This window comes from Arthrobacter sp. 05T420 (genome assembly GCF_056396305.1).
On record NZ_JBFTLG010000006.1, the window covers coordinates 1 to 26878 of the forward strand.

Consider the following 26878-nt stretch of genomic DNA (forward strand, 5'->3'; position numbering starts at 1 on the left):
GGATGCACACAATGCACAAAATTTGAAACCAGCTGTAAAAACCAGACCACACCACGGGATGGCGCAACCTGGTCAATTCAACCAATTCAATACAATAAATTGGTATCAACAAACTTGGCACACTATTGAGTTCTCAAACAACAGACACATTCGAATACTTGTCGAAACAATTCATTTCCATGAATTCTTTATTTCGCTTTTCTTCGCTGCGATGTTTACAGCTTATTTCATTCATTTCCACTTTGCAAATTCGGGATTTTCATCCGAATTTCACGTTGTGGAGTGAATCCGCCCAGCAGAATTGAAGCAATTTCCATTATGTGCGCCTAGCGCATGAAAAATTGCTTCTCATTTGTGGGGGTTTGTCACCACTCAACGGCGGCGACTCAGAAAACAATACACGCTCCTCCCCGGCCGTGCAAATCGGCCGGGGAGGAGCGTGCAGGGTGCGTTTCGAGGCTAATCAGGACGCGGCGACTTCCACCGTCGCCAGGTTCTTCTTGCCCCGGCGCAGGAGCAGGTAGCGGCCATGCAGCAACTGGCTGGAGTCAATAACGGCGTCGGGGTCGGTCACTTTCGCATTGTTGACGTAGGCCCCGCCCTCCCCCACAGTTCGGCGTGCGGCGGACTTGCTCTCTGACAGACCGGAGGCGACCAGCAGCTCGATGATGCCCAGGGCGCCGGCGTCGACAGTGGCGGACGGCAGCTCGGAGGTCGCCGCCTGCAAGGTCGCTTCATCCAGCACGGAGAGATCGCCGTTGCCGAACACCGCGGCCGACGCCGCAATGACCTTCTCCGTGGCGTCCACGCCATGGACCAGCGAGGTCACTTCGTATGCCAGTTTCCGCTGGCCCTCCCGGGCAAACGGACGTTCGGCGATCGCCAGTTCCAGAGCCTCGATCTCGGCCCGGCTCAGGAAGGTGAACACTTTGAGGCGGTCCGCGACGTCGGCGTCGGCCGTGTTAAGCCAGAACTGGTAGAAGGCGTACGGGCTGCACATGGCCGGATCCAGCCAAATCGCGTTGCCTTCGCTCTTGCCAAACTTAGTGCCGTCAGAGTTGGTGATCAGCGGCGTACCCAGGGCGTGGACGTGCTTGCCCTCAACCTTGCGGATGAGTTCGGTGCCGCTTGTGAGGTTGCCCCACTGATCCGAGCCACCGGTCTGCAGCATGCAACCGTAGTCGCGGAACAGCTGCAGGTAGTCCATGCCCTGCAGGATCTGGTAGCTGAACTCCGTGTAGCTGATGCCTTCCTCAGAGCTGAGGCGGGATGCGACGGCGTCCTTGCGGAGCATGGTGCCGACACGGTAATGCTTGCCGATCTCGCGCAGGAAGTCGATGGCGCTCAGCGGCGCCGTCCAGTCCAGGTTGTTGACCATCTGGGCGGCGTTGTCGCCCTCGAAGCTGAGGAAGCGACGGACCTGGGCCTGCAGGTAGCCCACCCATTCGGACACGGTGTCCTTGGTGTTGAGGGTGCGTTCCGCCGTCGGACGCGGATCCCCGATCAGGCCTGTGGATCCGCCCACCAGTCCGAGGGGCTTGTGGCCGGCCAGCTGGATCCGGCGCATGAGCAGCAGCTGGACCAGGTTGCCCAGGTGCAGGCTCGGCGCGGTCGGATCGAAGCCGCAGTAATACGTCACGGGCTCGCCGGCGAGGAGCTTCTCGAGCTCCGCCTCATCCGTGGAGACGTGGACAAGGCCGCGCCATTTCAGCTCCTGCCAGATATTGGCAAAGCTGGGGTCGTTCTGCTGGGCATCGAGAATATTTAGCTGGGACACGGAATCTAAGTTAGCAGGATCAAGGGACCCGCATCGCAGTTGACGCCGTACGCCCAGCGGGCGGACGGCCAATACCGCCGGGCAGCCGTGTTGCTGCCCGGCAGGCGGACAGCCCGGCAGGCGGACAGCCAATGTCGCCCGGCCGCCGGCCTACTCCTCGATGCCTGCCGGGATTCCGGCGGCGGCGATGAGCCGCAGGCGCTGCGTAGGCCGGGTCATGGCCACATACAGGTCGCCCACCCGGCCGTGCTCGTGGTTGAGCATGTCCATCGGCTCCAGGACCACGACTCCGTCAAATTCCAGTCCTTTTGCCTCGCGGGGACTGATCACTACGATGTCCTGCGCGTAACTTCCCGCTCCGGTCCCGACGCGGTGACCGTACACGGCCCGCAGTGCTGCGCTGGCCTCCGGGAGAAGATCGCCGTCGGCGATGACCGCCATCAGGCCGCCCTCGATGGCGTCCAGTTCCTCGGGAAGCACTTCGACGAGCTTGTTGACGATCTGGCCCTTGCCGACGTTGTCGATGACCGGGGACCAGCGCCCTTCCCTGACGGCCTTGGGCGCCGAGACCACCAGTCCGGCCGCGGTGGCCATGCGGGCCGCGGCCTCGGCGATCTGGGACGGTGTGCGGTAGTTGACGGTCAGTTCCTCGAGCTGCCAACGGTCGCCGAACATGGGGCCCAGGGCGCTGTGCCAGGAGTTGGCGCCGGCCACGGAACTTGTCTGGGCGATGTCGCCCACGATCGTGAACGACTTCAGCGGGCAGCGGCGGACCAGCAGCCGCCACTGCATGGGTGACAACTCCTGGGCCTCGTCCACCACGATGTGCCCGAAGGCCCACGAACGGTCCGTGGTGGCGCGCTCTGCGGCGGTCAGCCTCGTCTCGCGCTCCTGGTTCTGGTCCACCAGGTCTTCGGCCGTGACGAGGACGTCCACGCCGGCGGTTTCCATGTTGACCAGGGTCTGCTTGGCGTTGGCGAGGTCGCGGGCACGGTCCTGTTCCTGCTGGGCCAGGCCCCGTCCTGCGGCGGCATCAAGCTCGCCGAGCAGTTCGGCGGCCTCGTCGAGCAGCGGAACGTCGGACTCGGTCCAGGGCGAACCGGCAGGGCGCAGCAGCAGCGCGCGTTCCTCCGGGGTGAGGTTCGGGGTGCAGGCCTCGAGGATGGCCGGCTTGCTCAGCAGCTCCCCCACGAGCTTCTCGGGAGTCATCGGCATCCAGCACAGGTTCAGGGCGATCCGGACATCCCGGGCGGAGCGGACATCCTCCGCCAGGTACGAGCGGTCGGCGTTGTTGCCGATATTGCCGGCCTCCACCAGTTCCGTCAGCTGCTCGGTCAGTTCGCGGAGCAGGATCTTGACGAAGGAGACGCGGGCCTCGTTGTGCGGCTTGCCAGTGGCGCGCGCCCTTTCCTTGGCGCGACGGACCTGCCGCGGCGTGAGAACCAGCTTGCGGCCGTCGACCTCAAGGATCCGGTTTCCGGCCGGAATGCGCTGCCGGTTGGCCACGGCGTTGGCAATCACCTCGGCCATGTCCAGCCGGCCCTTGATGGCGGCGACGGCGGAGTCCGGCTCGGCAACGGCGGTGATGCCCGGCATGAGCCGACCCAGGCTCGCCATCACGACGCCGGTCTCGCCGAGCGAGGGCAGCACGCGTTCGATGTACTTCATGAAGGACGACGTCGGCCCCACCAGCAGGACGCCGGCGCTCTTGAGCCTGTCCCGGTGCGTGTACAGCAGGTACGCGGCGCGGTGCAGGGCGACGGCGGTCTTGCCTGTGCCTGGACCACCCTGGACCACGAGCGCGCCGGAGATGGAGGAACGGATGATCCGGTCCTGCTCGGACTGGATGGTGCCGACGATGTCTGACATCCGGCCCGTCCGCTTGGAGTTCAGGGCAGCCAGCAGGGCGCCTTCGCCCTGGAGCGAATCATTGTCCGCGAGCATGTCGGCGTCGAGCACGTCATCCTCGATTGCCTTGACCTCGCGCCCCTGCAGGATCAGGTGACGGCGGCGGCGGACGCCTTGCCGGTCGAATGCCGTGGCCTGGTAGAAGTGGCCGGCCTCGGGCGCACGCCAGTCCACCATGAGCCGCTGCAGGTCCTCGGTGGTCAGGCCGATGCGGCCGATGTACTGGGCCTCCCCGGAATCCAGGTCCAGGCGGCCGAAAACCAGCCGGTCATCGACTGCGTCGAGCTGGGCGAGGCGGTCCTCGTAGAGGGCAGCGAAGGCATCGCGTTCGGAAACGTTCTGCATGGTGCCCACGGCACCGGCACGGCGCACCTGGGCCAGCTGGGTGCGCTTCTCCACCCGCAACTCATCGAGCCGGGCGTAAAGTCCGGCCACATAGTCGCGTTCATGGGCCAAATCAGCGTCGTGCATCGAACGTTCCCCTATCGAAAAAGACGGACCCACCATTCTACAGCCATTTCGGCGGGCACGGCTGTTGCATGTCGCCAAACAATGCCAAGGCAGTCTTCGTCAGGGAATTCTACCGACACGTCCCGGATGGTCCAGCCTCGCCAGCCCCGCTATATCCGCAGCAGGGAGCGGACGTTGTGGCCGGTCAGCGCCGTGCGGCCGGCAAGTTCGTCCAGTTCCATGACCACACCAATGCCGGCCACGTGGATCCCGCACCGCTCGAACAGTCGTGCCGCGGCGCCGAGCGTACCGCCGGTGGCGAGCACGTCGTCGAGGATCAGCACCCTGCTCCCGGGCGCCAGGTCGGTGGTGTGCAGCTCAAGGGTGGCCGTGCCGTATTCCAACGCGTAATCCTCGGAGAACACTTCGCGAGGCAGCTTGCCGGCCTTGCGCACCGTGATGACTCCGGTCCCAGTGGCGTAGGCGGCGGCTGCCGCGAGCAGGAAGCCGCGGGCTTCCACTCCGGCCACGGCGTCGAACTGGCCCTGGAACGGTCCCACCAGGGCATCGACGACGGCCCCGAAGGCGGCGCCGTCGGCGAACACCGGGGTCAGGTCCTTGAAGCTGATGCCTGGTTTGGGATAGTCCGGGATGGTGGCGCATAGGCCTTTAATCAGTTCATCCACCGGCATTGCACTCTTCGTCTGGTTCGGTTCGCTGTGATTCACCCATCCACCCTACTGGCTGGCCGCTGGACGTTTCCCGGGCGGCGGCGTCCGGAGCCGCACCGGATGGGCCAGTTTCGCGACCTCCCAGAAATCCCTATGCCTCTGGCGGCGGAGGCTCGGCGCCGCCGCCCGGTTCCGGCGGGCGCAGGAGGGCGTTGGCAAGGCCATAGGAGACCACGCCCAGCGCCTTCCTCAGCGCGCGCTCGGCATCGAACCGTCCGGCCGCCACGCGGCTCAGCCGGGCGTAGTCCCCGGCCCACCCGGACCGGCGGAACCTGTCGGCGTCACCATGGAGGAGCCGCCCGTAGAGGACGTCCTCAAACAGGTCGTGGTCATCCAATGCGATTTCGGCCATCAGCGCCTGGCGGTCCCGGATCATCCCGTTCGTGAACAAACTGGCCGCTTCTGCCGCGCCCCCGGCTATCCGGACGTCCGCCGAGTAGTTGCACAGGCGTAGGGCCCTGACGACGAGTTTCAGTGAAACGTGTTCTTCCGGAACGATGAATTTGCGCAGCAGGGCGGCCCGGAAGAGCTCAACCCAGTGCCTTCGCTCTGCCTCGAGGGAGTCCACGGCGACTTGCCCGCCGTCGGGCGAGAACAGCTCGACCATGCGGAAGTACTCGGTGGCCAGCTGCGCAAAGATCTGAAGCCGTTCCAGCTCACTGCCCGGTTTTCCGCGTTTCCCCTCGCCCATAATGGTCCATCATCCCGCACCGCGCCCGCCGGCATCAGAGTGTGCCAGCACAGTGTCTGGCGCGCTACACGCCGCCGGCGTTGCGCGCCTTGGCCGCCTTGTAGCGGGAGACGGTAGGGTCGCCGCTGAGCCAGAACCGCCAGGGGTAGTCGTGGCTGCCGCCGGCGCCGGAGACACCGACACGGGGACCAGAGCTGATGCCAACAGCGACCCCTTCCGGCGGGTTCGCGGGCAGCTCCAGCCGGAACGGCGGCGCCAGCGCGTCCCGCCCGCTGTCCGCCGTCGTCAATCCCAGCGCGGTGGCAAGCCGGGCCGGGCCGCTGGCGAGGTCGGTGTCCGATTTCGACGTCGGGCGCCTGGCCCCGGCCAGCTCATGACCCGCCACCACCTCGCCGGCCCTCAGCAGCAGCGCGGACGCAACGCCCTCGGGCCCGCACACGATATTGGCGCAATGGTGCATCCCGTACGTGAAATACACGTACAGGTGGCCGGCCGGGCCGAACATCGGCGTGTTGCGGGCCGTTTGGCCCCGGAAGGTATGGGAGCCGGGATCAGGGTGGCGCGAATCATGCGGGCCGAGGTACGCCTCCACTTCGGTTATCCGGACGGAGACGGAGCCCTCGCGCCCGTCATGCGTCAACACGGCGCCGAGGATCAGTGGCGCCACGTGCCGCGCATCGGCCGAGAGCAGCTCCCGGAGCGACGCAGCCGTGCCTGTAACCGTGCCAGGCTGGACATCTTCTTCCGTGCCGGTCTGTACGCCAGTGAACGTGCCGGGCTGGGCAGGAAGCGGGCTCGAAGTCATGCTCAGACTTTAACAAACGCCGCCGGAGGCCCACACGGCCGTGTCCGAATTCCGCTAGCAGCTGTCCAGCGAAGCTGGCAGGATGGGGTCATGGACTTCTGGCAGCGCTACCGGGCAATCGACGCCCGCGACACCCGTTTCGACGGGCAGTTCTACACCGCTGTCCGGACCACCGGCATCTACTGCCGGCCCTCGTGCCCCGCGCGGACGCCCAAGGCGGACAACGTCACGTTCTATGAGACGTCCGCTGCCGCGCACGACGCCGGCTACCGGGCTTGCAAACGCTGCCTGCCCGAGGCCGTGCCCGGCACGCCGGCGTGGAACGTGCGCTCCGATATCGCCGGGCGGGCCATGCGGCTCATCAACGACGGCGTGATCAACCGCGACGGTGTCGAGGGGCTGGCGGCCCGGCTCGGCTACTCCTCGCGCCAACTCAACCGGATCCTCAGCCACGAACTCGGCGCCGGTCCGCTGTCCCTGGCGCGGGCGAGCCGCGCGCAGACCGCCCGCACCCTGCTGGTCTCCACCGCCATGAAGGTCTCGGACATCGCCTTCGCCGCCGGATTCAGCAGCGTGCGCCAGTTCAACGAGACCATCGGCGAGGTCTTTGCGATGACGCCTTCCGCGCTCCGGGCCACAGCCCGGCATCACCGCTCCCCCGCGGCGACCACCGCGCTCACGCTGAACCTTCCGTACCGCGAACCGTTCGACCCAGGCGTCTTCGACTTCCTCGCCGTCCGCGCCATCCCCGGGGTCGAGGAAGGTACGTCCAGTTCCTACGCCCGGACCCTGCGGCTGACGCACGGCGATGCCCGCTTCCGGGTGGACTACGACGCCGGGGCGCCCGGGCGCCCGCTCGTGCTGACCATCGGCGCCGTCGATCTCCGCGACCTGGCCGCCCTGCTGAGCAGGGTCCGCCGCCTGCTGGACCTGGACGCCGATCCGGTCGCCATCGATGCCGCCCTCACGGCCGATCCCCGGCTGGCCGCCGCGGTGGCGCGCACGCCCGGCATGCGAATGCCCGGCGCCGTTGATCCGCAGGAACTGCTGATCCGGGCCATGATTGGCCAGCAGATCACGGTGGCCGCCGCGCGGACCGCCCTGGTCCAACTTTCCGCTGTCGGGAGCGCGAGCCTGGTGCCCGACGACGGCCTCCACCGGCTGTTCCCGACGGCCACCCAGATTGCGGAGACCGGCTTCGAACTGCTCCGCGGCCCCCAACGGCGGATCGATGCCGTCCGCGGCGCAGCCGCGGCTATGGCCTCGGGCGACCTGGACTTCGGCTATGGCGACGACGTCCACGGGCTGGAGGCCAAGCTCCTGCCACTGGCCGGCGTCGGGCCGTGGACCGTGGGATATGTCGCGATGCGGGTCATCGGGGCGCCGGACGTGTTCCTGGCCAACGATGCCGCGGTCCGCAACGGCATCCGGTCACTCGCCCGGACCCCCACCGGGGCCACACTGACCCCCGATTTCCGTGAGGTCAGCCCGTGGCGCTCCTACGCCACCATGCATCTTTGGCGTGCAGCAGCGGCTGCCCAGGCCGCGGCGCGTGCGCTGTCTTTAACTCAAAAGCAGACTCAAAAACAGGCTCCGAAGAAAGCGAAACCATGAAAGCCCAGCTGTTGACCATGTCCACCCCGGACGGTCCTTTCACCATCATTGCCCGCGACGGCGCCGTCCTTTCCTCGGGCTGGACCGCTGTTCCCGGCGAACTGACCGGGCAGATCCACGCGGACCTGCTGCCGGGTGAATTCGAAACCGTTTCCGGGCTGGGCCCCATCTCTGAGGCAGTGGAGGCGTTCTACGCCGGCGATCCGGTGCCGGCTATGGCGGTGCCGGTGCTGCAGAAGTCAGGTCCCTTCCGCAGCCACGCCTGGGACGTGCTGCGCACGGTCGCTCCCGGGCGCCCGGTGACCTACACGGAGTACGCGGAGCTGTCCGGCAACGCCAAGGCCGTCCGGGCCGCGGCCAGTGCCTGCGCCTTTAACGCGGCGGCCCTGTTTGTTCCCTGCCACCGCGTCATCCGCACCGACGGGACCCTGGGCGGGTTCCGCTGGGGACTGGCCGTCAAGGGCAGCCTGCTGGACCGGGAGCACGAACTCGCCCTCGCAACGGTAAGGCCCTAGGCCTAGAGGGGCCCGGGCAAGGGGCAGCGGGCAGGGGCGCCGGGCACCCCGCCGGCCGAGAGCTGGCCGCAAAGGTCCGAAACCTAGTTGTTGACGGGCACTCCGGCGGGCCAGGGCAGAAGTTCCGGGAGGTCGACGCCGTCGGCCGCGGCGGTGGCGCGAAGGCTGCCGAGCGTGGGGGTGCGCCCGGCGAGCCACGCGGCGATATCCGTGAGCATCCCGTTGATCACCGTAGATGTCCCGCCGCTCCCGATGGCCACCGCGGGCAGGCCGAGCGGCTGCAGTATGAAGCGCTGGCCCTCGGGCACCCGGGCGGAGAGGAAATCGAAGAGGTGCCCGCAGAAGGGCCGGCTCCAGGTTTCCGGTCCGTGGCCGGTGCCGAGATCGGCCGCATGGATGACGAGTTCGCGCCACAGTGCCAGGCCGCCGTCGAACACGACTCCCCCGCGGTAGGTGATGGGCTCGCGCCAGCCAGCGGCGTCAAGCGAGTCGAAGGCGCGCAGGGCCCTGCCCAGCGCTGCGTCGAGGTCGGCCCGGTGCTCAGCCAGGCTGTGGCCGGCCGCCATGTCGATGGCGCGGTTTCGCCCCGCGGAGCCGCCGTCGTAGAGTTCCACGCTCTCACCGCGGGCGGCGTATTCCAGTTGGCGGCCCATCGCGTTGGCGATCCCGCAGATGTGGGCCAGCACGTGCCCGCGGCTCCAGCCGGGCAGTTCCGAGGGCGCTTTGATGTCCTGTTCCGTCAGTTTCGCGGCGATTCCGGTCACGACGTCGGCGGCGCGGTGCAGTTCGGCCCGAAGGTTCTCTGGTGTGATTGAGGTCATGGCGCCCATCCTAAACCGAGCCACCCAATTAGCTCGGATTAACTGAGCGGAACCCGATCAGCGGGGCGCGTAGCGGTGCCGGATGTGCCGGCGGTCGTGCCGGGCCTGCCAGAATTCGATTTCGCGGGGCCGGATGGCGTACAGCTGCCAGTCCGGATTCTCGCCACCGTCTGCTCCCGGCCGGGCCTGCCAGTCAGCGGCCGACGCCTCGGCGGACAGCTCTACGACGTCCCCGGCTACCCGCACCTGGCGGCCTTGCTGTTGCCAAAAGAAGTTCAGCGCCGCGTTCGGGTTGGCCGCGAGCTCCAGCCCCTTCCGGGATCCCCGGGAGGTCGCGAAGTGCCAGCCGTCGGCGTCGATGTCCTTCAGGATCAGCATCCGCGACGACGGCCGGCCCTGTGCGTCGGAGGTGGCCAGGCTGCAGGCGTTCGGCTGCGGCACCCCGGCGGCCAGGGCCTCGTCCAGCCATAGCCGGAACAGCTCCACCGGGTCTTCGGGCGCTGAGGCCGGATCGAAGTCCGGGAGCACTTCGGGGAAATCGGGCAGGGCACGGAGCATTTGCCGGAACGTTTCGCTCATGCACCCACCTTAAACGCCGCGAGACGGGGCCCAGGCCCGCAGGGTTCCCTGGCCGAGCTTGCGAGGTTAGGGTGCGGATGGGGGCACTTCACGGCAGTGTTTACGAAAAACATTGCCGTGAAGTGCCCCCTCGCGCACAGACCAAAGGGTGCTACCCCGCGTACTCCCGCACGCCGGCGAGCTCGCCGGCGAGGACCAGCAACTGGCGTTCGACGGCGGCCGGCGCGGTGCCGCCCTGGGAGTTCCGGCTGTTGAGCGAACCCTCAGTGGACAGGACCGTGCGGACCTCCGGCGTCAGGTGCTCCGAGATGGCCGCGTATTCCCCGTCCGTCAGGTCCCAAAGCTCGACGCCTCGGCTTTCGGCCTGCTTCACCGCGGCGCCGGAAAGCTCGTGGGCCTCGCGGAAGGGAACGCCCTGGCGGACCAGCCATTCGGCGATGTCGGTCGCCAGCGCGAAGCCCTGTGGTGCCAGCGCTTCCATCCGTTCGGTGTTGAACGTCAGCGTCGCGATCATGCCGGACACTGCCGGGAGCAGGACCTCCAGCGTGTCGGCGGCGTCGAAGACCGGTTCCTTGTCCTCCTGCAGGTCGCGGTTATACGCGAGCGGCAGGCCCTTCAGGGTGGCCAGCAGCCCTGTCAGGTTGCCGATCAGCCGGCCCGCCTTTCCTCGCGCCAATTCCGCCACGTCCGGGTTCTTCTTCTGCGGCATGATCGAGGAGCCGGTGGAGTAGGAATCGTGCAGGGTGACGAAGGAGAACTCCTTCGTGGCCCACAGGATCACTTCCTCCGAGACCCGGGAGAGGTCCACGCCGATCATGGCCGTGATCCAGGCGAACTCGGCGAAGACGTCGCGGGAGGCGGTGCCGTCGATCGAGTTGTGCGTCGCTGAGAAGAAGCCGAGATCGGCTGCGACGGCCTCCGGGTCCAGTCCCAGCGACGAGCCAGCCAGGGCGCCCGAGCCGTAGGGCGAAACGCCGGCGCGCTTGTCCCAGTCCGCCAGCCGCTGCACGTCGCGCAGCAGTGCCCAGGCGTGGGCCAGCAGGTGGTGGCTAAGCAGGACCGGCTGGGCATGCTGCAGGTGGGTGCGGCCGGGCATGGCCACCCCCTGGTGCGCCTTGGCCTGGTCCACCAGGGCGTCGATCGTGGCGAGCACGCCGCGGGCGATGATCCGGGCGTGGTCGCGCAGGAACATCCGTCCCAGCGTGGCCACCTGGTCGTTGCGGGACCGGCCGGCGCGGAGCTTGCCGCCGAGCTGGGTGCCGGCGCGCTCGATCAGGCCGCGCTCCAGCGAACCGTGCACGTCCTCATCGGACTCCGCCGGCAGGTAGGCGCCGGAGGCGACGTCCTCATCCAGCTGGGTCAGCGCGGCCAGCATGCCCTCGAGTTCGGCGTCGTCCAGCAGCCCGGCCTTGTGCAGCACGCGGGCGTGCGCCTTGGACCCGGCGATGTCGTAGCGGGCCAGCCGCCAGTCAAAGTGCGTGGACTTACTCAGGGCTGCGAGGGCGTCGGCGGGGCCGCCGGCGAACCGGCCGCCCCACAGCGCTCCCGTATTTGTAGCTTCGGACTTATGCTCAGCCACAGGGGCTACTGTCCTGTGACGCGGATGTCGCGGCGGGCGGCAACCTTGGCGGACATGCCCCACAGCTCGATGAAGCCGCGCGCCATCGACTGGTCGAACGTGTCGCCGGTGTCGTACGTGGCGAGGTCGAAGTCGTAGAGCGAGGTCTCGGAGCGGCGTCCGTTGACGATCGCCTGGCCGCCGTGCAGCACCATGCGGATGTCGCCGGTGACGTAGCGCTGGGTGTCCTCGATGAAGGCGTCGAGGGAGCGCTTGAGCGGTGAAAACCACTGCCCGTCGTAGACCAGCTCGGCCCAGCGCTGGCCGACGGTCGCCTTGAAGCGGGCCTGCTCGCGCTCGATGGTGATGTCCTCGAGGTGCTTGTGTGCGGTGATGAGCGCCATGGCGCCCGGTGCCTCGTAGATTTCGCGGGACTTGATGCCCACGAGGCGGTCCTCGACGACGTCGATCCGGCCGACGCCCTGGGCGCCGGCACGGCGGTTGAGTTCCTTAATGGCCTGCAGCGGGGTGACCTTGACGCCGTCGATCGCCACCGGCACGCCGGCTTCGAAGGAGATGGTGACCTCATCCGGCGCCGGCGGGAATTCCGGGGTGGCGGTGTAGTCGTAGATGTCCTTGGTGGGGGCGTTCCAGATGTCTTCGAGGTAGCCGGTTTCGACGGCGCGGCCCCAGACGTTCTGGTCGATCGAGTACGGGTTCTTCTTGGTGGTCTCGATGGGCAGGCCCTTTTCCTCGGCGAAGGCGATGGCCTTGTCGCGGGTCAGGGCGAGGTCGCGGACCGGGGCGATGCACTTCAGGTCCGGGCCGAGGGTCTGGATGCCGACTTCGAAGCGGACCTGGTCGTTGCCTTTGCCGGTGCAGCCGTGGGCCACCGTGGTGGCCCCGAATTCGCGGGCGGCCTTGACCAGGTGCTTGACGATCACCGGGCGGGAGATGGCCGAGACCAGCGGGTAGTGGCCCTGGTAGAGGGCGTTGGCCTTCAGCGTGGGCACGCAGTACTCGTTGGCGAACTCGTCGCTGGCGTCGGCGACGTAGGCTTCAACGGCGCCGCAGCCCAGCGCGCGCTGGCGGATGGTCTCCAGCGATTCGCCGCCCTGTCCGACGTCGACCGCCACGGCGATGACCTCGGCGCCGGTGGCTTCACCGATCCAGCCGATGGCTACGGAAGTATCCAGGCCACCGGAGTAGGCCAGAACAATACGCTCAGTCACGGAAATGCTCCTTAGTTGTTTGGTGATGCTGTAAGTCTGGGAAAAATCTCTGTTGCAAGCCTGTCACAAGCCCGGTGCGCCCGGTCCCTTGAAAGGCTCGTGGTGCGGCTTATTGGCCGGCTTCCTCGGCGAACTGCAGGAAGCGTGCGGCGATGTCCGCGCCGCCCAGGGGGTCGCGGGTGACAAGCAGGACGGTGTCGTCCCCAGCGATGGTGCCCAGGATCGAGGGCATCACGGAGTGGTCGATGGCGAGGGCAAGGAAGTTCGCGGCGCCCGGCGGGGTCCGGAGTACCACAAGGTTGGCCGAAGCTTCGGCGGTGACGAGCAGTTCCCCGCACAGCCGGGTCAGCCGGGCATCGAGGATTTCCTGCGTGACGCCGCTCTTGGCCGCCCGTTCGCCGCCCTCGCCCGGGACGGCGTAGACCAACACGCCGTCCTTGCCGCGGACCCGGACGGCGCCGAGTTCCACGAGGTCGCGGGAGAGCGTGGCCTGGGTGACCTGGACGCCGTCGTCCGCGAGCAGCGCCGCGAGCTCGGCCTGGGAACGGACCGATTCGCCTGTCAGAATCGCCGTGATCCGTGCCTGCCGGGCTGTCTTGGTGGCCGGGCTGGCCCCCGGAGAGGCTGGCTGGACGGTCATCAGGCCAAGCCGTCCGCCGGCGCCAGCCCATCGACAACAGCCAGGCCGGAGCGGTGCATGAGCCAGGCCATGAGCGCCTTCTGGGCATGGAGCCGGTTTTCGGCCTCGTCCCAGACCACCGACTGCGGGCCGTCAATGACGTCCGCGGCGATCTCGTAGCCCCGGTAGGCCGGCAGGCAGTGCAGCACGACGGCGTCCGGCGCCGCGAGCTTCATCGCCGCGCTGTCCACGGCATAGTTGCGGAACAACTTCATCCGCGCTCCTTTCTCCGCCTCCTGGCCCATGGACACCCACGTGTCGGTAGCCACGACGTCGGCGCCAAGGAGCGCCTCGGCGGCGTCAACCGTCACCAGCACCGAGCCGCCGGTCTCCGCGGCGCGGTCCTCGGCGGCGGCGATGATCTCCGCGGACGGCAGGAAGCCAACGGGTCCGGCGATCCGGACGTTCATGCCCGCCGTGACGCCGGCCAGCAGGTAGGAATTGGCCATGTTGTTGGCCGAGTCGCCCAGGTACGCCATGGTCAGGCCCTGGAGCGAGCCCTTGTGCTCTTTGACGGTCAAGAGATCGGCGAGGAGCTGGCAGGGGTGGTAGTCATCGCACAGGGCGTTGATGACCGGAACGCGTGAGTTCGCGGCCATGGCGACGAGTCCGGCATGCGCGCCGGTGCGCCACACGATGGTGGACACCATGCGTTCGAGCACCTTGGCGGTGTCCTCGACCGATTCCTTGTGCCCGATCTGCGCCTCTCCGGGGTTGATGATGAGCGCGTTGCCGCCCATATCCGCGATTCCGGTGGCGAAGGAGACCCTGGTCCGGGTGGAGGTCTTGTCGAAGATGACGGCCACGGTCTGGCGGCCGCTGCCCGCCGCGGCGAAGGGCTGCACGCTGTAAGGCGCGGCCTTCATCCGGACGGCGAGCTCGAGGACTTCGGCCTGTTCGGCCGGGCTGAGGTCCGTGTCCTTGAGGAAGTGGCGGGTGGGCACTGATGTGGTCACGGCGGCGGTCACTTGGCGTCCTTTGCGGCGTTGTTACTTGAAGTGGCGGGCTGTTCGGCCTGGACCTGATCGGCAGTCTGTTCGGCAGTTTTTTCTGCGGTGTTTTCGGCAGTGGCCTTGGCGGTTTCGAGCAAGGCCGGCAGCGCCGCCAGGAAGCGGTCGGCCTGTTCGGTGGTCAGGATCAGCGGCGGCGCGAGTCGGATGGTGCGCGGGCCCGGGCTGTTGACGATGAACCCGGCGTCGAGGCCGGCGGTGACGACGCCGGGGGCGACGTCGCCGTCGAGGTCGAAGCCGATCAGCAGCCCCTCGCCGCGGACCTCGGTGACGCCGGGGATTCCGGCGAGGCCGGCGCGCAGGTGCTCCCCCAGGCTCCGGACGTGGGCCAGGATGTCCTGGTTTTCGAGGACGTGCAGGGTTGCGAGGGCGGCCGCGGTGGCCACCGGGTTGCCACCAAAGGTGGTCCCGTGCTGGCCGGCGGTCAGCAGGGCGGACGTTTCCGGTCCGAATGTCACGAGCGCGCCCACCGGGAAGCCGCCGCCGAGGCCCTTCGCGAGGGTCACGGCGTCGGGCACGATTCCGGCGTCCTCGCTGGCCAGCCATTTGCCGGTGCGGCCGATGCCGGTCTGGACCTCGTCAAGGATCAGCAGGGCGCCGGACGCGCTCGTGGCCTCCCGGGCGGCCTTGAGGTAGCCGGCGGGCAACGGCCGGACGCCGGCCTCGCCTTGGATCGGTTCGAGGAAGACGGCTGCGGTTGTCTCGTCCACGGCCGCGCGGAGGGCCTCGATGTCACCAAACGGCACATGCACGACGCCGCCGGGCAGCGGTGCGAACGGCGCCCGGTACGCCTCCTTCGCCGTCAGCGCGAGGGCACCCATGGTGCGCCCGTGGAACGCGCCTTCGAGCGCGATGATCTTGGTGCGCGGCTTCTCTGCACTGTCCCCGCCTGCGCTCTTTGTGCTGGCGCCTGTGTTCCGGCGCGCCAGCTTGAAGGCCGCCTCAACGGCCTCGGTGCCGGAGTTGGCGAAGAACACCTTGGAGCCGGCCGGCGCCTTGGACAGTTCCAGCAGCTTCTCGGCCAAGGCGATCTGGGTGGGGCTCGTGAAGAAGTTCGAGACGTGGCCCAGAGTGGCCAGCTGGCTGGAGATCACCGAGGTGACGAACGGGTGGGCGTGCCCGAGCGCGTTCACGGCGATGCCGCCGAGCAGGTCCAGGTACTCCTTGCCATCGGCGTCCCATACGAGGCAGCCGGCGCCGCGGACCAGGACCCGCTGCGGCGTGCCGAAGACACCCAGTAAGGAGGACGAGTAGCGGGAGAGCCACTGTGCGCCGGTGGCGCGCGAGTGAACCAACTCCCCTACCGGAGAATGTTCAAGATCCGTGGAAGGTGCGGTTTCGATCTGGTTCATTTGCTTTCCTCGTCGGGGACGACCTGGGTGCCGATGCCGGCGGTCGTAAAGGTTTCCAGCAGCATCGAGTGCGGCAGGCGGCCGTCCACGATGTGGGCGCGCTCGACGCCGTCGTCAATCGCTTTCAGGCAGGCCGCCATCTTCGGGATCATGCCGGACTCAAGGCGCGGCAGCATCTCGCGCAACTCCGAAGCCGTCAGCGACGAGATCAGCGATGACCTGTCCGGCCAGTTGGCGTAGAGGCCTTCGACATCGGTCAGGATGACCAGCTTGGATGCACCCAGCGCCGACGCGACCGCCGCCGCCGCCGTGTCCGCGTTGACATTCAGTACCTGTCCGGTGGTGGAACCGTCTGCGGAGATTTCCGGGGCAACGGTGGAGACCACCGGGATCCGGCCGGCCGCGAGGATGTCGACGATGCCTTCCGGGTTGACGCCAACCACTTCCCCGACCAGGCCCAAGTCCACTTCCTCACCGTCCACTACGGTGCCGGTGCGGACCGCGCGGAGCAGTCCCCCGTCCTCGCCGGACATGCCGACGGCGTAAGGGCCGTGGGAGTTGATCAGGCCCACGAGCTCGCGCCCCACCTGCCCGGTGAGGACCATCCGGACCACGTCCATGGCCTCGGGCGTGGTGACGCGCAAGCCGCCCTTGAACTCGGATTCGATCCCGAGCCGGCTGAGCATGGCGTTGATCTGCGGGCCTCCGCCGTGCACCACCACGGGGTGGATGCCGACGTGGTGCAGGAACACGACGTCTTCGGCGAAGGCGCGGCGGAGCTCGTCGTTGACCATGGCGTTGCCGCCGTACTTGATCACCATGGTGCTGCCGGCAAAGCGCTGGATCCAGGGCAACGCCTCGATCAACGTGGCGGCTTTGTCCCGGGCGTCCGACTGGGAGGTGGTCTCGCGTGTCTGGGTGTTCATGCTGTTCGTCCTTCCCGGAACCGCCTAGCTGGAGTAGGCGCTGTTTTCGTGGACGTAGTCGTGGGTGAGGTCGTTCGTGAGGATCGTGGCCTCGGCCCCGCCCGCCTGCAGGTCGATTTCGACGAGGACCTCACGCGGTTCGAGGTCCACGAGGTTCCGGTCATCGCCGATGCTGCCGTTGCGGCAGATCTGCACGCCGTTCATGGACACGTTCAGCTGGTCAGGATCGAAGGCCGCGTCGGTGGTGCCGACGGCGGACAGCACGCGGCCCCAGTTGGGGTCCTTGCCGAAAATCGCGGTCTTGAAGAGGTTGGAACGGGCGACGGCGCGGCTGACGATTTCGGCGTCCCGCTCGCTCGCGGCGTTGAACGTCCGGATCGCGATGTCGTGGCTGGCGCCCTCGGCGTCGCCGATCAGCTTGCGGGCCAGCTCGGCGCAGACCTGGGTCAGGCCCGCGCCGAAGTCGGCGGCGGTCGGCACGGCAGCGGAGGCCCCGGATGCCAGCAGCACCACGGTGTCATTGGTGGACATGCAGCCGTCAGAGTCCGCCCGGTCAAAGGTGACCCGGGTGGCGTTGCGGAGTTCGGCGTCGAGCATGTCCGGCGGGACGTCGGCGTCCGTGGTGAGGACCACCAGCATGGTGGCCAGGCCAGGGGCCAGCATGCCGGCACCCTTGGCCATGCCGCCGATGGTGAACTCGGTGCCCTTGGAGTCCGCGCCGGTGAAGACGGCCTGCTTGGACACGGAGTCCGTGGTCATGATCGCGGTGGCCGCCGCGGGACCGCCGTCCGCCGCCAGGGCCGCGGAGGCGGAACCGATCCCGGCCAGGATCTTCTCCATGGGCAGCTGTTCGCCGATCAGTCCGGTGGAGCAGACCACGACGTCGGTAGCCGAGACGCCGAGGGCCTCCGCGGTCTTCTCCGCGGTGATGTGGGTGTTCTGGAAGCCCTGGGGCCCGGTGCAGGCGTTCGCCCCGCCGGAGTTGAGGAAAACGGCGTCCACGCGGCCGTCCTTGACCACCTCGCGGGACCAGTGCACGGGGGCCGCGGCGACGCGGTTGGACGTGAAGACCGCCGCGGCGGCCTTGGACGGGCCGTCGTTGACCACGAGGGCAACGTCCGGCTTGCCGGAAACCTTGAGGCCGGCCGTCACGCCGGCGGCGCGGAATCCCTGCGGTGCGGTGATGCTCACGGTGCGACTCCCTGGAGGTTGAGGCCGGCGGATTCCGCCAGGCCGAGGGCAATATTCATGGACTGCACGGCCCCGCCGGCGGTCCCCTTGGTCAGGTTGTCGATGGCGCAGCACACGATCACGCGGCCGGTGTGCTCATCGAAGGCAAGCTGCATGACCGTGTGGTTCGATCCCTGGACCGACTTGGTGGACGGCCACTGGCCCTCCGGGAGCAAGTGCACGAACGGTTCGTCGTCGTAGGCCTCGGCCCAGGCACGGCGGAGCTCCTCGGCGGTGACGCTGCGTCCTGGCTGCTGCCGGACCTTGGCTGTCGCCGTCGTGAGGATGCCCCGGCTCATCGGTGCCAGCGTGGGCGTGAAGGAGACGGTGACCGGAGCGCCAAGCGCCTTGGAGAGTCCTTGCTCGATCTCCGGGGTGTGCCGGTGTCCCCCGCCTACCCCGTAGGGGCTCATGGAGCCCATGACTTCGGCGCCGATCAGGTTGACCTTGGCGGCCTTGCCGGCCCCCGAGGTGCCGGATGCTGAGACGATCACGACGTCGTCGCCGTCCAGCAGCTGGCTGCTGAAGCCGGGCGTGAGGGCCAGCAGGGCCGACGTCGGGTAGCAGCCGGGGACGGCGATCCGGGTGGCGCCGCGGAGGGCGTCACGCTGGCCGGGCAGTTCCGGAAGGCCGTAGGGCCAGGTCCCGGCGTGCGCGGAGCCGTAGAACTTCTCCCAGGCCTGGGGGTCCTCGAGGCGGTGGTCCGCCCCGGCGTCGATCACCACGGTTCCGGCGGGCAGCTGCGCCGCGATCTCGGCGGATGCCCCGTGCGGAAGCGCCAGGAACACGACGTCGTGGCCGGCCAGGTTATCCACGGTGGTGTCTTCAAGGATCCGGTCCGCCAGGCCATGGAGATGCGGCTGTAATTCCCCTAGTCTGGAACCGGCGTTGCTGTGGGCCGTGATGGCACCGATGGTGACGTCGGGATGGCCGGCGAGGAGCCGCAGGACCTCGCCGCCGGCATAGCCGCTCGCCCCGGAAACGGCAACAGAAATAGTCATAAGCACGACTATACAGCAAGAGTATGCATAGGTGCCGATATTTATGCATGAATGCACTTGTGCCTAAATGCACCCGTCTGTGCCTGAATCCACCCGCGTGTGGAGCCCGATCGGCGGCCCGCAGAACCCCTGGGGCGTATGCTTGGTAAAGGGTGATCCAGACCGTGCCGCTGCAAATGCCAGCTGCAGCGTTGCCCGCAAACAGCAACGAGGCAACCCCTATGACCACTACGCTCACCACCCCAGAGCGCCCTAAATCGCGAGTCAGGCAACCCAACGCCGTCGTTCTCAGCTATTCGGAACTGCTCAAGACCGTGAAGGCAGCCGGTCTCCTGGAACGCCGTGTCGGCTTCTACATCACCGTGTTTTCGGTGCTTGCCCTCCTCATGGCCGCGACCTGGTTCGGCTTTGCGCTGATCGGTGACAGCTGGTTCCAGCTCCTGATCGCCGCCGCCTTGGGCATCATTTGCACGCAACTGAGCTTCCTGGCCCACGAGGCCGGGCACCGGCAGATCTTCGCGTCCCGCCGCGCCAACGACTGGGCCGCACGGCTGCTCGCCACGTCCGTGGCGGGCATCAGCTACTCCTGGTGGGAGCAGAAGCACGGTGCGCACCACAATCACCCGAACGTCATTTCCAAGGACCCGGACATCGCGCCCGGGCCCATCGCCTTCCACGCCGAAGCCGTAGCCGACCGCCAGGGCCGCCTCGCATTCCTGACCCGCAAGCAGGGCTGGTTCTTCTTCCCGCTCCTGTTCCTGGTGGGCCTGGGCCTCCAGATCGATTCCGTGAAATTCATCGTCCGCCACGCCAAGGTCACGCACCGCTGGGTTGAAATCCCGATCCTCGCCGTCCGGCTCAGCCTGCTGCCGGTTCTCGCCTTCTCCTTCCTGCCGCTGGGCATGGCGTTCGCCTTCATCGGCGTCCAGCTGGCCGTGTTCGGCTTCTACATGGGCGCGTCCTTCGCGCCGAACCACAAGGGCATGCCGGTCCTGCCGGCGGACAGCCGGGTCGACTTCTTCAGCCGCCAGGTCCTCACCTCCCGGAACATCTCGGGCGGCCGCTTCATGGACATCCTCCTCGGCGGCCTCAACCGCCAGGCAGAACACCACCTCTTCCCGGACATGGCCCGCCCCCAGCTGGACAAGGCCGCCAAGATCGTCCGCGAGTACTGCGCCAAGCACCAGGTCCCCTACACGGAAACCACGCTGATGCAGTCGTACGCCATCATCGTCCGCTACCTCAACGACGTCGGGCTCGCCGCGGGCCGCCACTTCGAATGCCCGATGGCAACGGTCACCCGCCGCTACTAGTCTGCCGCCGCTGCTAAGGACGCATCACCCGGCGGCCGCGCAGGACCCGCCGCGTCCGGACGGCGTCAGGTGAAGCATCTCGTGACGGATGGTTACGGAACGCCCCTTCATGGTTACCGCCAGTGTCCCTAGGATGGACCCAGGGACCGGGACAGACTTTCCCGCCCGGAAAAGGAGCCACATGATGCACGCAATCGTCGCCCGCCAGGCCGGGGGCCCCGAGGTCCTGGAGCTCGAGAAAGCAGCCCGCCCCGTTCCCGGGCCCGGCCAGCTGCTCGTCAGGGTCGCCGCCGCCGGCGTGAACTTCATCGACACCTACAAGCGCAGCGGCGTCTACAAGGTCAGCTACCCCTTCACGCCCGGTTCCGAGGCCGCAGGCACCGTGGAGGAGGTCGGCGACGCCGTCACCGGGTTCGCTCCCGGCGACCGGGTGGCCACGGCCGAGGGCGCTGGCTGCTACGCCGGCTATGCCCTCGTCGATGAGGACAAGGCCCTCCCTGTTCCGGACGGCCTGGACGATTTCACTGCCGCGGCCCTGCCGTTGCAGGGCGTGACGGCCCATTACCTGATCAACTCCACCTTCAAGGTCGAGTCCGGCCACACGGTCCTGGTCCACGCCGGCGCCGGTGGCGTCGGGCTCCTGATGATCCAGCTGCTCAAGGCCAAGGGCGCCCATGTCATCACCACTGTTTCGACGGACGAGAAAGAGCAGCTGGCCCGCGACGCCGGGGCCGACCACGTGCTGCGCTACGACGGTTTCGCTGAGCGGGTCCGGGATCTGACCAACGGCACCGGCGCGGACGTGGTGTACGACGGCGTCGGAAAAGACACCTTCGACGCCTCCCTGGCGTCGCTGCGCATCCGGGGCATGCTGGTGCTCTTCGGCGCAGCGTCCGGCCCGGTCCCGCCGTTCGACCCGCAGCGGCTCAACGCCGGCGGCTCGCTGTACCTTACCCGGCCGACCATGGGCCACTACCTTCGCGACGCCCGGGAACGCCGCTGGCGCTCCGACGAAGTCTTTGCCGCCGCCGCCGACGGCAGCCTCAAGGTCCGGATCGGCGCCCGCTACTCCCTCGCCGAGGCAGCCCGCGCCCACGATGACCTGGAACAGCGCCGCACCACCGGCAAAGTCATCCTGGTCCCCTAAGCCACACGGTCCCCCAAGCCGCGGCAACACCATCCGTTCATCTCTCGCAGGGACAATGCGCCAGTGACCGAGCAACGACTGACTCCGAGTGAAGCCCCCGACGCCGCTACGGTGCAGAGTCTTCCGGCACCCCGTGCCACCGTCTATGCGCCCCAACTGCCGGGGGCGCTCTCCGCTCCGGCGGAGCGGACGCTCATCGATATCCTCCGCGATAGTGCCGCCCGGTTCCCGGATGCCTCCGCCCTCGACGACGGCCACCGCTCGCTCAGCTACGCCCAGCTCATGGACGAAGTCCGGGCAACCGCGAGGAAACTGCACCTCGCCGGGCTGGGCGCCGGCGACAAGATCGGCGTCCGGATCCCGTCCGGCACCAACGAACTCTACGTCTCGATCCTGGCGGTACTGCTGGTCGGTGCGGCCTATGTCCCGGTAGACGCGGACGATCCGGATGAGCGGGCCAAACTGGTCTTCGGCGAGGCCAGGGTGGCCGGCATCCTCCGCGCCGGCGGGAAGATCGTCACGGACAGCAACCACCCCAGGCCGTTCCCCGACGCCAGGCCGCCCGGCCCCGACGACGACGCGTGGGTCATCTTCACCTCCGGCTCCACCGGCACACCCAAGGGCGTCGCTGTCCAGCACCGCTCGGCCGCCGCGTTCGTGGACGCCGAGGCCCGCATCTTCCTGCAGGGCGATCCGGTGGGCCCGCAGGACCGGGTGCTGGCCGGCCTGTCCGTTGCCTTCGATGCCTCCTGCGAGGAGATGTGGCTCGCGTGGCGCCACGGCGCCTGCCTTGTGCCGGCACCGCGGGCGCTGGTCCGGACCGGGATGGACCTGGGCCCCTGGCTCATCAGCCACGGCATCACTGTTGTCTCCACCGTCCCCACACTCGCCGCGCTCTGGCCCGTGGAATCGCTGGAAAGCGTCCGGCTGCTCATCTTCGGCGGGGAGGCATGTCCGCCGGACCTTGCCGAGCGGCTCGCCGTCGAAGGACGCGAAGTTTGGAATACCTACGGTCCCACCGAGGCCACCGTGGTTGCGTGTGCCGCGCGGCTCGGCGCGCCCGGCCCCGTCCGGATCGGCCTGCCGCTGGACGGCTGGGACCTCGCCGTCGTCGACGCCGATTCGCTGCCCGTTGCCGAAGGTGAGGTGGGCGAGCTGATCATCGGCGGTGTGGGACTGGCCCGGTACCTTGACCCGGTCAAGGACGAGGAAAAATACGCCCCCATGCCGTCCCTGGGTTGGCCGCGCGCCTACCGCTCCGGCGACCTCGTCAAGTACGAAGCAGCCGGACTCATCTTCCAGGGCCGCGCCGATGAACAGGTCAAGCTCGGCGGCCGCCGGATCGAGCTCGGAGAAATCGACGCCGCCCTGCAGTCGCTGCCGGACGTCGCAGGCGCCGCCGCCGCCGTCCAGACCACCGCCGCCGGCAACCAGATACTGGTCGGCTACCTGGCCGCAGAAACGGGCAAGGACATCGACCTCGCGGCCGCGCGCGAACTGCTCGGCGAGAGCCTGCCCGCGCCCCTCATCCCGCTGCTGACGCTCGTCGATTCCCTGCCGACCAAAACCAGCGGCAAAGTGGACCGCCATGCCCTGCCCTGGCCGCTTAGCGGAACAGGAGCTGCCGAGGCCGAAGGTGCCCCGCTGAACCTGCCCGACGACGCGCAGTGGATCGTTGAACAGTGGAGCGCCGTGCTCGGAAGCCCGGTCACCAGCCTCGACGCCGATTTCTTCGCCTACGGCGGCGGCTCGCTGGCTGCCGCGCAGCTGGTATCCGCCTTGCGCGTCCGCTACCCCACCATTACCGTGGCCGACATCTATGCAACACCCCGGGTGGGCGCGCTGGTGGACGAGGCGCGCCAGTCACTCCCCGAAGGCGGAACAGTCGCCACCCCGGAGCGCACCGTCCGGCCCACCGCGCGCAAGTCCCAGGCCTTCCAGACCCTCATGGGCGTTCCGCTGCACATCCTGGTCGGCATGCGCTGGCTGACCTACCTGATGGCCGCCAACAATCTCCTGGCCGCCTTCGCCGGATTCAGCGCCGCACCAACTGTCTCGTGGTGGTGGGTGGGCGCGTCCTGGCTGGTCTTTGTCAGCCCGGCCGGGCGGATGCTGATCTCCGTTGCCGCCGCCCGCATCCTGCTCCGCAACGTCGTGCCCGGCACATATCCACGCTCCGGCCGGGTGCACCTCCGTCTCTGGCTCGCGGAACAGATCCAGGACCTGGCCGGCGCCATCAGCCTGGCCAGCGCGCCCTGGGTGCCTTACTACGCAAAGGCGCTCGGTGCGAAGATCGGCGAGAACGTCCAGCTGCATTCGCTCCCGCCGGTCACCGGGCTGCTGTCCTTGGGCGCCGGTTCCAACATCGAGCCTGAAGTCGATCTGTCCGGCTGGTGGATTGACGGCGACCGTGTGCACATCGGCGCCATCCGGATAGGCGCCGGCGCAAGCGTCGGCGCCCGCAGCACGCTCATGCCTGGTGCCACCGTGGGTGCGGGGGCGCAGGTGGAGCCGGGCTCGGCGGTGATCGGGAAGGTTAAGGCAGGGCAGCTGGTGGCCGGGTCGCCGGCCGAGCGCCGCGGCAAGGCGCGGCACTCATGGCCGGACTCCCCGTCCGAGCACCGGCTGATGGGCCGGCTGTGGTTCGCCGGCTTCGCCGCGGCATCTGCCGTGCTGGCGCTCATCCCCTATGTCTCCGCCGCCGTCGCGGCCTTCGTGATTTTCGCGTTCATCCAGGGCAGCCCGTCCCTGCCCGCAGCCCTGCCCGGCATTGTGCTCTCGATCCCCCTGGCGGCGCTGGCGTGGTTCCTGACCAACCTGCTGCTGATCCTGGCGACGACGAGACTCCTCAGCGTGGGCCTCGCAGAGGGCTACTACCGGGTCCGGAGCCGGATCGGATGGCAGGTTTGGGCAACCGAGCGGGTACTGGATCTGGCCCGGGACCTGCTGTTCCCGGTCTACGCCAGCCTCTTTACGCCGGTCTGGCTTCGGCTTCTCGGCGCGAAGGTGGGCCGCAACGTGGAAGCCTCGACAGTGTTGCTGATCCCCAGCATGACCACCGTGGGCGAGGGCGCGTTCCTGGCCGATGACACCATGGTGGCGTCCTACGAACTCGACGGCGGCTGGATGCGGATTGCCCCGGCCAAGATCGGCAAACGGTCCTTCCTGGGCAACTCGGGCATGACGGCGGCCGGGCGCAACGTACCCAAGAACTCCCTTGTGGCGGTCCTCTCCGCGACGCCGGCCAAGGCGAAGGCCGGGACATCGTGGCTGGGCAGCCCGCCCGTGCGGCTGCGACGCACCGCCATCGCCTCGGACGACACGCGGACGTACCAGCCACCCCGGAAGCTGAAGGTGGCGCGCGCCCTGTGGGAGCTGTGCAGGTTCGTCCCCGTCATGCTGACGGTCGCGATCGCCGCCGGTGTGATGCTCGCCTTCGACGCGATGGCGACAATTTTCAACTACGGAATCGCAGCCGTCCTGAGCGGGGTGGTGGTCCTGCTGGCCGGGGCCACGGCCGCGGGCAGTGCCGTGGTGGCCAAGTGGCTGCTGGTGGGCCGCATCCGCCCCGGCGAGCACCCGCTGTGGAGCTCGTTCATTTGGCGGAACGAGGTGGTGGACACCTTTATCGAGATGGTCAGCGCCCCGTGGTTCGCGCGCGCCGCCACCGGAACACCGGCACTGGTGTGGTGGCTGCGGGCACTCGGCGCGAAAATCGGTGCGGGGACCTGGTGCGAAAGCTACTGGCTGCCCGAGGCGGACCTTGTCACCCTGGGCAGGAACTCGACCGTCAACCGCGGCTGCGTCGTCCAGACCCATCTGTTCCATGACCGGGTCATGAGCATCGACACTGTTACGCTCGATGACGGAGCCACCATGGGGCCGCACGGCGTCATCCTGCCGCAGGCCAGGATCGGCAGCGGCGGCACGGTGGGGCCGGCATCCCTCGTCATGCGGGGCGAAACCGTCCCCGCCGGGACGTACTGGATGGGCAATCCGGTCAGCCCGTGGGACGGGCCGGCACCGCCCGCCAAGCCCCGGTAGGCCCGGCCTGCGCACGTCCACCAGCACGACAACAACCCGAAGGTCCGTCCATTGAGCACCAGCGCACCAAGCAGCGGCGCCGCCACAGGCGGCGAAATCAGCCGGGAAATCAGCCGCGAGATCAGCAGGGCAACCGCCCCGGAAACGGGCGCCCCGGACCCCTATATGCCGGGCCATGGAACGAATGCCTACCGGGTCACCCGGTACGAACTGAATCTGGACTACCGCGTCAGCAGCAACCGCCTTGCCGGGCACGCCGTCCTGCACGCCGTCACGAAGTTCCCGACGGCGGCGATCGTCCTGGACTTGGCCGGACTGCGGGCCACGAAGATCCAGCTCGACGGACGGCGGGTGCGCAGGTTCACCCAGCGGGCCGAGCAGCTCGTGGTCTATCCCGACGTTCCCCTGCTGGCCAACGAGGCCTTCACCCTGGACATCCGCTACGAGGGCTACCCCGCGCCGCGCCGCGGCCTGTGGGGCGAGGTCGGCTGGGAGGAGCTCTCCGATGGTGTGCTGGTGGCCGGCCAGCCCAACGGCGCCGCTTCCTGGTTCCCGTGCAATGACCACCCCCGGGACAAGGCGAGCTACCTCATCACGGTGACCACCGACGCGAACTACCGGGCGGTGTGCAACGGCGTGCTGCTCTCCCGCACCAGCGGGGCGAGCCGCGAGACCTGGGTGTACGAGCAGGCCGAACCCATGGCCACCTACCTGGCAACGGTCCAGATCGGCCGTTATGAGCTCCTGACGCTCAATGCCGAGCGGCCGTCAGGACACGTTCCGCAATATGTGGCCGTTCCAGCGGCGCTGGCGGCGGCGGCCCGGGCCGCCTTGGCCCGGCAGCCCGAGATGATGCGGAAATTCACCAACTGCTTTGGGCCGTATCCGTTCCCGGAGTACACCGTGGTGGTCACTTCCGACGTGCTGGAAATCCCGCTGGAAGCGCAGACGCTGTCCATCCTGGGCCCAAATCATTTGCGGCAGGACTGGGATTCGCAGCGGATGATCGCCCACGAACTCGCCCACCAATGGTTCGGGAACTCGCTCACCACGGCGACGTGGAAGAACATCTGGCTGCACGAGGGCTTTGCCTGTTACGCGGAATGGCTCTGGTCTGAGGAGGCCGGCGTCATGTCGGTGGCGGGGCGCGCCCGCGCCGCCTGGCGCAAGCTCTCCGCCGCTCCGCAGGACCTGATGGTGGGCGATCCCGGCCCGGAGCTGATGTTCGACGATCGCGTCTACAAACGCGGAGCCCTGGCCCTGCACGCGCTGCGGGTACGCTCCGGCGACCTCGCGTTCTTCGCCCTGCTGCACGACTGGACGGACCGCTTCCGCCACGGCACGGTGACCACTGCCGACTTCATCGTCGCGGCCGCCCACACCACCGGCCTCGACGCAGAGGCGCTGCTGCACCCGTGGCTGTTCGAACACGCCCTCCCGCCGCTCCCGCAGCCAGCACCGTCCCGGCCCTGAGGGAAGGACTGCCCTTCCGGCA

The 26878-nt window shown here is 68.2% G+C and carries 22 protein-coding genes; 7 read left to right on the top strand and 15 right to left on the bottom strand.

Annotated elements, in window-relative coordinates:
• A partial coding sequence (locus AC1DEM_RS07320; protein WP_476883855.1) for a hypothetical protein occupies nucleotides 1-286 on the top strand: 286 nt, incomplete at its 5' end.
• A 177-nt stretch (nucleotides 287-463) separates the two neighbouring features.
• On the opposite strand, the gene tyrS is transcribed toward AC1DEM_RS07320, so the two are convergent.
• The 5 genes from tyrS to AC1DEM_RS07345 all read right to left on the bottom strand — a co-directional run bounded on the left by tyrS (nucleotide 464) and on the right by AC1DEM_RS07345 (nucleotide 6362).
• On the bottom strand, nucleotides 464-1777 hold the full coding sequence (tyrS, locus tag AC1DEM_RS07325) for a tyrosine--tRNA ligase (protein WP_476883856.1): 1314 nt from the start codon (nucleotides 1775-1777) through the stop codon (nucleotides 464-466).
• Nucleotides 1778-1927: 150 nt separating this feature from the next.
• Complete coding sequence (locus AC1DEM_RS07330; protein ID WP_476883857.1) at nucleotides 1928-4156, bottom strand: HelD family protein; 2229 nt, start codon at nucleotides 4154-4156, stop codon at nucleotides 1928-1930.
• Between the two features lie 149 nt (nucleotides 4157-4305).
• Entirely contained in the window at nucleotides 4306-4827 is a 522-nt protein-coding gene (locus AC1DEM_RS07335) for an adenine phosphoribosyltransferase (RefSeq protein WP_476884021.1), read from the bottom strand.
• A 130-nt stretch (nucleotides 4828-4957) separates the two neighbouring features.
• Nucleotides 4958-5557 carry a hypothetical protein gene (locus AC1DEM_RS07340; protein ID WP_476883858.1) on the bottom strand — a complete coding sequence of 200 codons (600 nt, stop codon included), beginning with the start codon at nucleotides 5555-5557 and terminating at the stop codon, nucleotides 4958-4960.
• Nucleotides 5558-5621: 64 nt separating this feature from the next.
• Nucleotides 5622-6362: a DNA-3-methyladenine glycosylase gene (locus AC1DEM_RS07345; protein WP_476883859.1), complete on the bottom strand. Its 741-nt coding sequence runs from the start codon at nucleotides 6360-6362 to the stop codon at nucleotides 5622-5624.
• A 90-nt stretch (nucleotides 6363-6452) separates the two neighbouring features.
• Here AC1DEM_RS07345 and AC1DEM_RS07350 point away from each other — a divergent pair, with 90 nt between their 5' ends.
• Together AC1DEM_RS07350 and AC1DEM_RS07355 are read left to right on the top strand one after the other, a co-directional pair.
• On the top strand, nucleotides 6453-7976 hold the full coding sequence (locus AC1DEM_RS07350) for an AlkA N-terminal domain-containing protein (RefSeq protein ID WP_476883860.1): 1524 nt from the start codon (nucleotides 6453-6455) through the stop codon (nucleotides 7974-7976).
• Nucleotides 7973-8491 carry a methylated-DNA--[protein]-cysteine S-methyltransferase gene (locus AC1DEM_RS07355; protein WP_476883861.1) on the top strand — a complete coding sequence of 173 codons (519 nt, stop codon included), beginning with the start codon at nucleotides 7973-7975 and terminating at the stop codon, nucleotides 8489-8491. The genes AC1DEM_RS07350 and AC1DEM_RS07355 overlap by 4 nt, the downstream gene beginning before the upstream one ends.
• Nucleotides 8492-8574: 83 nt before the next feature.
• Here the strand turns inward: AC1DEM_RS07355 and AC1DEM_RS07360 are convergent, their stop codons facing one another.
• From AC1DEM_RS07360 to argC, 10 genes are all read right to left on the bottom strand, one after another.
• Complete coding sequence (locus tag AC1DEM_RS07360; protein WP_476883862.1) at nucleotides 8575-9312, bottom strand: maleylpyruvate isomerase family mycothiol-dependent enzyme; 738 nt, start codon at nucleotides 9310-9312, stop codon at nucleotides 8575-8577.
• A gap of 57 nt (nucleotides 9313-9369) precedes the next feature.
• On the bottom strand, nucleotides 9370-9891 hold the full coding sequence (locus AC1DEM_RS07365) for a pyridoxine/pyridoxamine 5'-phosphate oxidase (RefSeq protein WP_476883863.1): 522 nt from the start codon (nucleotides 9889-9891) through the stop codon (nucleotides 9370-9372).
• Nucleotides 9892-10042: 151 nt separating this feature from the next.
• The gene (gene argH, locus AC1DEM_RS07370; RefSeq protein ID WP_476883864.1) at nucleotides 10043-11470 is read right to left on the bottom strand and encodes an argininosuccinate lyase; all 1428 of its coding nucleotides are present in this window, start codon (nucleotides 11468-11470) and stop codon (nucleotides 10043-10045) included.
• 5 nt (nucleotides 11471-11475) lie between these two features.
• Entirely contained in the window at nucleotides 11476-12681 is a 1206-nt protein-coding gene (locus AC1DEM_RS07375; RefSeq protein WP_476883865.1) for an argininosuccinate synthase, read from the bottom strand.
• Nucleotides 12682-12790: 109 nt separating this feature from the next.
• On the bottom strand, nucleotides 12791-13321 hold the full coding sequence (locus AC1DEM_RS07380) for an arginine repressor (protein ID WP_476883866.1): 531 nt from the start codon (nucleotides 13319-13321) through the stop codon (nucleotides 12791-12793).
• Nucleotides 13321-14316 carry an ornithine carbamoyltransferase gene (gene argF / locus AC1DEM_RS07385; protein WP_476884022.1) on the bottom strand — a complete coding sequence of 332 codons (996 nt, stop codon included), beginning with the start codon at nucleotides 14314-14316 and terminating at the stop codon, nucleotides 13321-13323. The genes AC1DEM_RS07380 and argF overlap by 1 nt, the downstream gene beginning before the upstream one ends.
• Before the next feature lie 8 nt (nucleotides 14317-14324).
• Nucleotides 14325-15722 carry an acetylornithine transaminase gene (locus tag AC1DEM_RS07390; RefSeq protein ID WP_476883867.1) on the bottom strand — a complete coding sequence of 466 codons (1398 nt, stop codon included), beginning with the start codon at nucleotides 15720-15722 and terminating at the stop codon, nucleotides 14325-14327.
• Nucleotides 15719-16648 (bottom strand): acetylglutamate kinase, encoded by a 930-nt coding sequence (argB, locus tag AC1DEM_RS07395; protein ID WP_229993930.1) that lies wholly within the window; start codon nucleotides 16646-16648, stop codon nucleotides 15719-15721. The genes AC1DEM_RS07390 and argB overlap by 4 nt, the downstream gene beginning before the upstream one ends.
• 24 nt (nucleotides 16649-16672) lie before the next feature.
• Nucleotides 16673-17839: a bifunctional glutamate N-acetyltransferase/amino-acid acetyltransferase ArgJ gene (argJ, locus tag AC1DEM_RS07400; protein WP_476883868.1), complete on the bottom strand. Its 1167-nt coding sequence runs from the start codon at nucleotides 17837-17839 to the stop codon at nucleotides 16673-16675.
• A complete protein-coding gene (gene argC, locus AC1DEM_RS07405; protein WP_476883869.1) occupies nucleotides 17836-18879 on the bottom strand; it encodes an N-acetyl-gamma-glutamyl-phosphate reductase in 1044 nt (347 codons plus the stop codon). The genes argJ and argC overlap by 4 nt, the downstream gene beginning before the upstream one ends.
• Nucleotides 18880-19100: 221 nt before the next feature.
• Between argC and AC1DEM_RS07410 the strand changes: the two genes are divergently transcribed.
• The 4 genes from AC1DEM_RS07410 (at nucleotide 19101) to AC1DEM_RS07425 (ending at nucleotide 26856) form a co-directional block, all read left to right on the top strand.
• Complete coding sequence (locus AC1DEM_RS07410; protein ID WP_476883870.1) at nucleotides 19101-20192, top strand: fatty acid desaturase family protein; 1092 nt, start codon at nucleotides 19101-19103, stop codon at nucleotides 20190-20192.
• A 181-nt stretch (nucleotides 20193-20373) separates the two neighbouring features.
• On the top strand, nucleotides 20374-21339 hold the full coding sequence (locus AC1DEM_RS07415) for a quinone oxidoreductase family protein (protein WP_476883871.1): 966 nt from the start codon (nucleotides 20374-20376) through the stop codon (nucleotides 21337-21339).
• A 111-nt stretch (nucleotides 21340-21450) separates the two neighbouring features.
• On the top strand, nucleotides 21451-25383 hold the full coding sequence (locus AC1DEM_RS07420) for a Pls/PosA family non-ribosomal peptide synthetase (protein ID WP_476884023.1): 3933 nt from the start codon (nucleotides 21451-21453) through the stop codon (nucleotides 25381-25383).
• Nucleotides 25384-25434: 51 nt separating this feature from the next.
• The gene (locus tag AC1DEM_RS07425; RefSeq protein ID WP_476883872.1) at nucleotides 25435-26856 is read left to right on the top strand and encodes a M1 family metallopeptidase; all 1422 of its coding nucleotides are present in this window, start codon (nucleotides 25435-25437) and stop codon (nucleotides 26854-26856) included.
• Nucleotides 26857-26878 lie beyond the last annotated feature (22 nt).

Bases quoted from the DNA above. Each gene is read 5' to 3' on its own strand.
- AC1DEM_RS07335 (WP_476884021.1), bottom strand. From the start codon at position 4,827: ATGCCGGTGGATGAACTGATTAAAGGCCTATGCGCCACCATCCCGGAC.
- AC1DEM_RS07355 (WP_476883861.1), top strand. From the start codon at position 7,973: ATGAAAGCCCAGCTGTTGACCATGTCCACCCCGGACGGTCCTTTCACC.
- AC1DEM_RS07350 (WP_476883860.1), top strand. From the start codon at position 6,453: ATGGACTTCTGGCAGCGCTACCGGGCAATCGACGCCCGCGACACCCGT.
- argC (WP_476883869.1), bottom strand. From the start codon at position 18,879: ATGACTATTTCTGTTGCCGTTTCCGGGGCGAGCGGCTATGCCGGCGGC.
- AC1DEM_RS07410 (WP_476883870.1), top strand. From the start codon at position 19,101: ATGACCACTACGCTCACCACCCCAGAGCGCCCTAAATCGCGAGTCAGG.
- AC1DEM_RS07415 (WP_476883871.1), top strand. From the start codon at position 20,374: ATGATGCACGCAATCGTCGCCCGCCAGGCCGGGGGCCCCGAGGTCCTG.
- AC1DEM_RS07345 (WP_476883859.1), bottom strand. From the start codon at position 6,362: ATGACTTCGAGCCCGCTTCCTGCCCAGCCCGGCACGTTCACTGGCGTA.
- AC1DEM_RS07330 (WP_476883857.1), bottom strand. From the start codon at position 4,156: ATGCACGACGCTGATTTGGCCCATGAACGCGACTATGTGGCCGGACTT.
- AC1DEM_RS07340 (WP_476883858.1), bottom strand. From the start codon at position 5,557: ATGGGCGAGGGGAAACGCGGAAAACCGGGCAGTGAGCTGGAACGGCTT.
- AC1DEM_RS07365 (WP_476883863.1), bottom strand. From the start codon at position 9,891: ATGAGCGAAACGTTCCGGCAAATGCTCCGTGCCCTGCCCGATTTCCCC.
- AC1DEM_RS07390 (WP_476883867.1), bottom strand. From the start codon at position 15,722: ATGAACCAGATCGAAACCGCACCTTCCACGGATCTTGAACATTCTCCG.
- AC1DEM_RS07360 (WP_476883862.1), bottom strand. From the start codon at position 9,312: ATGACCTCAATCACACCAGAGAACCTTCGGGCCGAACTGCACCGCGCC.
- AC1DEM_RS07380 (WP_476883866.1), bottom strand. From the start codon at position 13,321: ATGACCGTCCAGCCAGCCTCTCCGGGGGCCAGCCCGGCCACCAAGACA.
- argB (WP_229993930.1), bottom strand. From the start codon at position 16,648: ATGAACACCCAGACACGCGAGACCACCTCCCAGTCGGACGCCCGGGAC.